Genomic DNA, 6957 nt, shown 5'->3' on the forward strand with positions numbered 1-6957 from the left:
GCCCCATCAACCATTAAATCCGTATACCCAGAAAAAATACTTCCATGTTGAAGGGGCAAGACACTGGGTGTTTGCGATCTGATGATCGGATTAATGGCATAAGCCAACGGTTGCGGCTGTTTTCAGCATCGACCGTTCTGATCGTAAGGCACATTAAAATACGTAGTGCAGTGAATCCCTACAATCCGACATGGAACGCTTATTTGGAGCGCCGCCATCGATCGATTTCCCCATTGTGAAGCTCGGTCATATCAAGGCTGTTGAGAGGCTTGAGCCGTATGAGGGGTGACTCTCAAGTACGGTTCTTAGGGGAGGATGGTGTGGTAACACACTGTCCTTACCCGACTAAAAGCACATATTGGAGTCGATGCCAAACGTGGCTTGGTGCATAGTTTCACCACCACTTCTGCCAATGAACATGACCTAAACCAAATCACTGAGCTCATGCATGGCGATGAGACGTTTGTCTCTGCTGACTCAGGCTACCGTGGCGTGGAAAAACGTGAGGAAACCAAAGATAAGACGTTGGAGTGGTTGATTGCGGAGATGCCAAGCAAGGTTCGGGAATGGAAAAAGCATCCCCGTATTAATAAAATCCCCATCAATACTGAGTACATAAAAGCGAGCATCAGAGCAAAAGTAGAGCACCCGTTTCGGATACTGAAGTGCCAGTTTGGGTTCCGCAAAGTGGTCTATAAAGGTCTATCAAAAAATGACAATAAGCTCGCGGTGTTGTTTGCACTGGGAAACATACTGCGAGTGGATCAGATGATAAGGTCTGCACGGGGTTAATCCGTCTTGATGATGGTAGTTGGAGCTTTTAAGCCTCCAACTAGGGAATAGACACACTAAAAACCGAGGTTTTAAGTAAATTAAAGAGCGAATCAGGCCAGCTGCGACTTAGTGCTAATAATCTGACTTAATCGCACGTTCCCTAACGTTGGGTTGACATTTCACTACAGACCATGCTAAAAAATTAGAGTCGAAATTCCGAATCAAGGACTGATTTTCATGGAAAATATTCAAGCACTTTACTATTCTCTCGAGCTTATATCCTTTCAAGATCTTTCGAATATTCCTCATGAATCACAGGCAGAGTTAGCTATGAAAATCGAGGATCTTCAAGACCACTTAAAATTAGTCATAGATGAGCATCCACCCTCTTCATCAAAGCAGCAATTAGATTTACTCTAAAAGTAACATTACACCTATTTTTCACAATATATCTCACTGTTCAACTAGAGATTAAAACTAGCGACACTAAAGAATGTGTGACTGTTGTCACACTCAAAAGCAAGCTTGTACCCACTGTTAACCAAAATTCACGCGCCCACGCTGTTCACGATATCAGCATGAATGATTTACTCAATGTGCTATAACGAAGTGATATTTCGGATAAACTAAAGGCGCTACTCACTGGCCGCTCACTCGTCATTTTTAATTCTGTATACGACATTCGCCCGAATGATGATGCAAACCGAGAACGCGTTTTATAAACCCACTGAGTGGACAGCCGACATTAAAAGACATTGCGCCATAGAGATAGCCGCCCAAAAGTACGGTCCCACGAATAAGTGCGGCACGATCTCATTGATCAATGACGCAGCTCATGCTGGCGTGAAATGGAAAGGGTCGGCACACAGTGCGGTTGCAGACACACTGGCTTTGGTGGATTTAGTTAACACAATAGGGTGATTGACTATAAGTGATGTACAAACGGAGTATGAGGCTTATTGGGACTGCCCAAAATGCGCCCAGCACGCATCAGAACACGACAAAGCGGTTGACGATGATAGGGAACTTTTTTACGTTATATACCCATAGGAAGACGATATAGATGACGACGAACTCGAACAGTGCGGTCACGAATATAGAGTAAAAAAATAAGGACGAGCTATGTTTAAACGTATTTCTTTTGCGATCTTTCTCGCTGTTTTTGTTCATAATCTGGCTAATGCGGCCCCAGCCAATTTTGACCAAGCAAAAACCTTGCTACGCCAACACGTCTATTTCGATCAAAACACCCAGGGCGATTTGTATTGCCGCTGCCAATGGGATTGGCGAGGTCGATCAGGCGGGTCTATATCCAGCCAAAACGCGGCCGCGTGCGGACTGGATCAATCCTATCAGCCAACCCGTGCTCAACGCACTGAATGGGAGCATGTCTTTGCGGCAAGCAATGCCGCCAACCATTTTCCTTGTTGGCGCGAAGACGGTCGCGGCAATTGTCAAAAAACAAATCCCACATTCAATGCCATGGAAGCCGACATGCACAACCTCACCCCGGTCGTTGGGTCTTTAAATGCCGTTCGTAGCAATTACAAATGGGGATTGATACCGGGTGAGGCACGGGAGTTTGGACGTTGTGATTTTGAGGTTGATAGAGCTCAACGAGTGGCTGAACCGCCCGAATCCGCACGAGGAATGATTGCCAGAATTAAGCTGTACTTTGCAGATAGATACAACATTAGATTGTCTTCACAGCAGCGCCAGTTATTCCAGTCATGGAATGCAATACACCCTGTTACTGATTGGGAACTTGAACGCGATCGTCGAATCGCTAAATACCAGGGTTGGCACAATCCATACGTTCTAGAAAGAGCAAGGCTTGGCACCGTATCACCTTCTAATAACGTGCCTCAGTCAACGGACGTGCAAGCGCACCAGACCGCTCCACCCACTGATACTGAAGTAGTAAGAGGAAACCGTCGTAGTGGCGTCTACCATCTCGCTAGCGGGTGCCCTAGCTACCACTCAATAAGCAATGCCAATATTGTGGAGTTTGACAATGAGAGCAACGCAATAGAAGCAGGGTTTCGTAAAGCTGGCAATTGCCGATAGGTGCATTGAAAGTAAGCGTTCATTCTAGGGATTCATTGACTTTCAGAGCAATGGCGATTTAACGGATTATCTGCAAACAGGTATTTCCTTCGCCTTGGTGTTAAGTCGGCGACCTCTTTGGCTGGATTGCTGGCTAACGCGTTGCAGGACATCCGTCAGGTAGACGTTGGGGTCGAAGTCATGCAGCTTACATGTGCAGATTAGGCTTTGGATGAGGCAAATGTGTTCGGCACCCAGTTCTGTCCAAAAGAAGAGCCCGTTTTTCTTACCCATAGGGATGGGTCTTATCTCTCGCTCTAGGTGGTTGGTGTCCATGGCGACATCGGGTTTTTCTAAGAAGACCATCAGTTGACGTTTGCGCTTTAAGGTGTAGTTCAGCGCTTTCATCCAGCTATCGTCTGGTAATAGGTCTGCCCGTTGTCTTTGCTCTTTGCAAAAGGCAAAAGGCAAAAGGCAAAAAACTGTTCCGAAAAGGGCTTGCTATGTTGTGCTCGATAATCTTTTTTTTCTCATCTGACCAACCTTTCTGCTTGATATGGCTTTCGTGTTGTTACAAAACGGCAATCAGGATAAAAGCGTGTGTCACGACCTCGATTTCTTCCTCTTCGACTTTGAGTAAATGACGGCGCATTTGCACCCAGCACGCCAGACAGTTCTCAGCTATAATATATACCAACAATCGATGGTATTTTAGAGTGGCAGACAATGGCCTCAATTAAGTTTTCAAACATTTTTGAAGTAGTTACGGCAAACGAAGATGAAGCTTTGGGTCTAAAGACTCAAGCAGACATAATTACTACGATTCGTGATATGGCTACTCAACATGGTTGGTCGCATGTCGAAGTCTGTGCTGAAGGAAACCATATTGTGATTAAACAGGCAAACAGTCGAATAAATCAAAATCGACTAAGTGAAGCAGAGCTAATTGAAGGGCTAGATTCCCATACAGCTCACGCAGATGAGCTGTTTCTTAATGTGGATCACGAACTCGCTGAAGCTCTAATAGATCAACTCAATGAGTTAGAGCTGCCTTTTATTGTTCGATCTCATAAAATCTCATAGGAAGCGAACAGAAATTGAAGTCAACCGTTCCAGGCAAAAGCTGACCCCGATTTTATGACAGACCGAAGAGATATCGTTGAAAACGTTGGGGGGGGGGGGTGATCCAGATTGATTGAGCGGTTGTCTAGTCAATATCTAAGAACTAAATATCAACCCAGCCCCAATTAATCCTAGTAACCATAGGTAAATGAAATGTTAGTGACAAATGAAATAACACAAATGGCCAAAGCCATAGTAACCCAGTTGCCTATTCTGAATGGTATATCGAACTCTGATGAGCACCAACAAGCCCTCATACTTTTAGAAGACTTGATAGAACACTATGATGACAACCTAATCATCATTGAAGCCTTGAGCAATGTTATTGCTCGATATGAAGATGAGTCAGCCGATTTTGATGCTTTCAATAAACGACAAATAGCTCTTAACTCAGCAGCTGAAAACTAAAATCATCTTAACCTTTGATATCAAATAGCTACACTGTTTACTTAAACTATAACCCCGTGGACGATTTTTCCCAAGAGATCACTTACCCGCTGCATTCCTTCTTTAGTCCCCATCACTGATTCAGGCGATTGACCATTTAAGGCTAAGGCAGGTTTTTTCATCCATGATGTCCATCTGTCTTCGTCACCAAACAGCTTTAGACCCAATTGATGAACCCTTTCATTCAGTGCTCTCATTTCAGATACTTCAACTGCTTCTAAAATAGCGGCATAAGTGTCCGCGGGAACACAGTAAAATGCGGGGCTACAGTCCTTCATTACAGCAACTGGGCTGCCTTTTGAATCATTCATAACAAGATCAAGACTGCTCTCAATATCATGAATATCAATGCATTTTTCGGCATATTTTTTTCGTTTAATGCTCATATATCTCCCCTAACATGGCTGATAAGTACAATGATGCTCAACTGTCTAGGAAACTGGGTCCATACCAATTAGGGCGTGTTGAAAACATCACAGCATGGTTAGAGTGGTTTCTTAGCACGCTAAACGAAACCTTTAATGACGTGCTAAGAGAAATAGATCAGACCATTTTGAAATCAAACTACTGGCGAAAAATCGACCAAACAAAGCTAACGTCGGAGCAGGTCAAAGTCTTGAATCGTATGCTCGATGGAGGTTTTGAAAAAGGTATTAACACGACTCAATACCATAGAGCTGCCAAAGTAAGTAAGCCTACAGCAACGCGCCATTTAGCGACGTTAGTTGAACAAGGTTGTTTGGTCTGATCTGAATCTGGTGGACGCAGTACGCACTATTTGCTCGTTCATTAATAACTGAGCCTATTAATGGATTTAACAGCTTACATCTTTATGCTATTGCATAATTGACAGAGTTTCTTTTATGTTAACAGTACCTAGCGAACTCTTAGCAGGGATACTACTCGTTATTGCGACCTACCTTGATGACATCATACTTTAAAAATAAGAGAGATTTAATAATCCCGAACAAGGCCCAAATAAACAGCCAAAAAATAGCGAGTAAATCATCATTTACCAGCTTGCTCCAGAAATTATTTTCTACAATAATCGGCTCCGATTTATATTTTTGAACAACCCCCTCTCTACCTTTCACTCTATAAGAGATATCGATATCCCCTTGGTGATCAACGAAAATAAATCCAGATGCTTGAGTTTGTGCATCACGAACTATAAACCTATCACCCATACGCAATTCAAACGGAGTGTTTTGGTAGTAATCTTCGGCCAAAATACGTTTATCGGCAACATATACCGTTCCATTTTTAAGAACGGGTGGGCGCATAGAGTTTTCTGAAATTTGATGACCAAGCGTTACATTCCCATCAATTGGAAATATGTAGGATTGATTAGAAGTGTCAAACACTAGAGTTGCACAATCAGAAAGATCTTTTTCTAATCCAGCATTAGACGTTATCTTGGCAGTACTTTCGAAATTGGGCGTGTTTAAAGTTACAGATAAGTCGTTTTTCTCTATTCTTTCCAACTCAATAGTAGTTACTGAATTGATACTTAACACTCCCACCAATATCTCGCTGTTTCCCCCACAACCATCATAAACCGTAACATTTTCTAATTTCCAGTCGGGGTATCTAGCTTTTTCAAACGGAGATATCGATATATATTCTGATTTCGCATCGACATTAAACAATGAGCTCTGGCTAGACAGGTAAGGAAATGTAAAGGTAATAAGATACCCAAGAGCAATAATGAAAATTAAAGATAATATTACTATCGCTTCATCTATTCTTGAGCAATGTATTCCTCTAAAAAATTTTAGGCTAACCAAATAGAAGCGTAAAAAGAATAGTTTTTTCAAACTTAATTAACCTCAAATGTCTCATGAGGAATTAAGCGGAGATTTTTCCGTTCAACCTCAATAGAATTTACACTTTGAAGTTCTAAACCTTCAAAAAGACAATACTTATCATAAGCAACGTTATATCTAGTCTCAATTTTTTGGCATTTAACCTTGTGTGATGGATTTTTGATATCAGGAATGTAAGCAACATCACTCCTTGCATCACTCCTTATCAGAAGAACTAACGACGTGGCATCACTGTCTTTACCCCAAGAAGCAAGTATATTTCGATTACCCATGCTTCCACAGGAGGTACCAATCGTTGCTTTTACAGCAAGGTCCAAGGGGCGATACTGTAATAATTGTGATTTGTACTTACTATCAAAAGGGAGCTCAATGTATCCTTTTTGTTCACTGTTTAATTGATAAATGATATTTGCCCTATAAATACCATCGACACTTGCTATATCCACACAGAGCTTTTTATCACTATTCTCCGGCATCAAGACATAGAGTTTATCACTAGGAATAGTAGTGTTGATCTGTAACCCAGCATGAAACCTACCTGAAACTTTTACCCTTTCACTAAGCGACTCATTAAATACACTTAAGATAGGCATAGCAAACGAATTGCCACTAATAAATGCAAGAAATATGAGAAAAAATACCTTGTTTATCATTTGACCTCCAAGTCATATTTGCCGTGCCCATTTAAACCAGTAATACGTACGGTATGCACCCCGTTACTTAATGGAGTAAAAGCATATTG

Annotated in this window: 10 protein-coding genes and 1 pseudogene; 7 read left to right on the plus strand and 4 right to left on the minus strand. The window is 42.1% G+C overall.

Going from position 1 to position 6957, the window contains the following annotated elements; genetic code table 11:
- Positions 1 to 345: 345 nt before the first annotated feature.
- The 4 genes and pseudogenes from D104_RS30665 to D104_RS30680 form a co-directional block, all read left to right on the plus strand.
- Positions 346 to 792: pseudogene (locus tag D104_RS30665) on the plus strand (IS5/IS1182 family transposase); the annotation flags it as partial.
- A gap of 219 nt (positions 793 to 1011) precedes the next feature.
- Positions 1012 to 1194: a hypothetical protein gene (locus tag D104_RS30670; protein ID WP_024024483.1), complete on the plus strand. Its 183-nt coding sequence runs from the start codon at positions 1012 to 1014 to the stop codon at positions 1192 to 1194.
- Positions 1195 to 1464: 270 nt separating this feature from the next.
- Positions 1465 to 1695, plus strand: a complete 231-nt coding sequence (locus D104_RS37045) for a hypothetical protein (RefSeq protein WP_051997762.1) — start codon at positions 1465 to 1467, stop codon at positions 1693 to 1695.
- 201 nt (positions 1696 to 1896) lie between these two features.
- Entirely contained in the window at positions 1897 to 2841 is a 945-nt protein-coding gene (locus tag D104_RS30680) for an endonuclease (RefSeq protein WP_024024484.1), read from the plus strand.
- A gap of 66 nt (positions 2842 to 2907) precedes the next feature.
- Here D104_RS30680 and D104_RS0118945 read toward each other — a convergent pair whose 3' ends face one another.
- The gene (locus D104_RS0118945) at positions 2908 to 3291 is read right to left on the minus strand and encodes an IS66 family transposase (RefSeq protein WP_152531161.1); all 384 of its coding nucleotides are present in this window, start codon (positions 3289 to 3291) and stop codon (positions 2908 to 2910) included.
- 255 nt (positions 3292 to 3546) lie between these two features.
- Here D104_RS0118945 and D104_RS30685 point away from each other — a divergent pair, with 255 nt between their 5' ends.
- On the plus strand, positions 3547 to 3903 hold the full coding sequence (locus tag D104_RS30685; RefSeq protein WP_024024485.1) for a hypothetical protein: 357 nt from the start codon (positions 3547 to 3549) through the stop codon (positions 3901 to 3903).
- 192 nt (positions 3904 to 4095) lie between these two features.
- Positions 4096 to 4350 (plus strand): hypothetical protein, encoded by a 255-nt coding sequence (locus D104_RS30690; protein WP_024024486.1) that lies wholly within the window; start codon positions 4096 to 4098, stop codon positions 4348 to 4350.
- Between the two features lie 41 nt (positions 4351 to 4391).
- On the opposite strand, the gene D104_RS30695 is transcribed toward D104_RS30690, so the two are convergent.
- Complete coding sequence (locus D104_RS30695) at positions 4392 to 4775, minus strand: MbcA/ParS/Xre antitoxin family protein (RefSeq protein WP_024024487.1); 384 nt, start codon at positions 4773 to 4775, stop codon at positions 4392 to 4394.
- 14 nt (positions 4776 to 4789) lie between these two features.
- On the opposite strand from D104_RS30695, the gene D104_RS30700 reads away from it, so the two are divergent.
- The gene (locus D104_RS30700) at positions 4790 to 5137 is read left to right on the plus strand and encodes a Fic family protein (RefSeq protein ID WP_024024488.1); all 348 of its coding nucleotides are present in this window, start codon (positions 4790 to 4792) and stop codon (positions 5135 to 5137) included.
- Positions 5138 to 5288: 151 nt separating this feature from the next.
- Here D104_RS30700 and D104_RS30705 read toward each other — a convergent pair whose 3' ends face one another.
- On the minus strand, positions 5289 to 6206 hold the full coding sequence (locus tag D104_RS30705; RefSeq protein WP_024024489.1) for a hypothetical protein: 918 nt from the start codon (positions 6204 to 6206) through the stop codon (positions 5289 to 5291).
- 2 nt (positions 6207 to 6208) lie between these two features.
- Positions 6209 to 6868 carry a hypothetical protein gene (locus D104_RS30710; protein WP_024024490.1) on the minus strand — a complete coding sequence of 220 codons (660 nt, stop codon included), beginning with the start codon at positions 6866 to 6868 and terminating at the stop codon, positions 6209 to 6211.
- Positions 6869 to 6957 lie beyond the last annotated feature (89 nt).

This window comes from Marinomonas profundimaris, from assembly GCF_000508165.1.
Lineage (GTDB): Bacteria > Pseudomonadota > Gammaproteobacteria > Pseudomonadales > Marinomonadaceae > Marinomonas > Marinomonas profundimaris.

Bases quoted from the DNA above. Each gene is read 5' to 3' on its own strand.
- D104_RS30670 (WP_024024483.1), top strand. From the start codon at position 1,012: ATGGAAAATATTCAAGCACTTTACTATTCTCTCGAGCTTATATCCTTT.
- D104_RS37045 (WP_051997762.1), top strand. From the start codon at position 1,465: ATGATGATGCAAACCGAGAACGCGTTTTATAAACCCACTGAGTGGACA.
- D104_RS30680 (WP_024024484.1), top strand. From the start codon at position 1,897: ATGTTTAAACGTATTTCTTTTGCGATCTTTCTCGCTGTTTTTGTTCAT.
- D104_RS30685 (WP_024024485.1), top strand. From the start codon at position 3,547: ATGGCCTCAATTAAGTTTTCAAACATTTTTGAAGTAGTTACGGCAAAC.
- D104_RS30690 (WP_024024486.1), top strand. From the start codon at position 4,096: ATGTTAGTGACAAATGAAATAACACAAATGGCCAAAGCCATAGTAACC.
- D104_RS30695 (WP_024024487.1), bottom strand. From the start codon at position 4,775: ATGAGCATTAAACGAAAAAAATATGCCGAAAAATGCATTGATATTCAT.
- D104_RS30700 (WP_024024488.1), top strand. From the start codon at position 4,790: ATGGCTGATAAGTACAATGATGCTCAACTGTCTAGGAAACTGGGTCCA.
- D104_RS30710 (WP_024024490.1), bottom strand. From the start codon at position 6,868: ATGATAAACAAGGTATTTTTTCTCATATTTCTTGCATTTATTAGTGGC.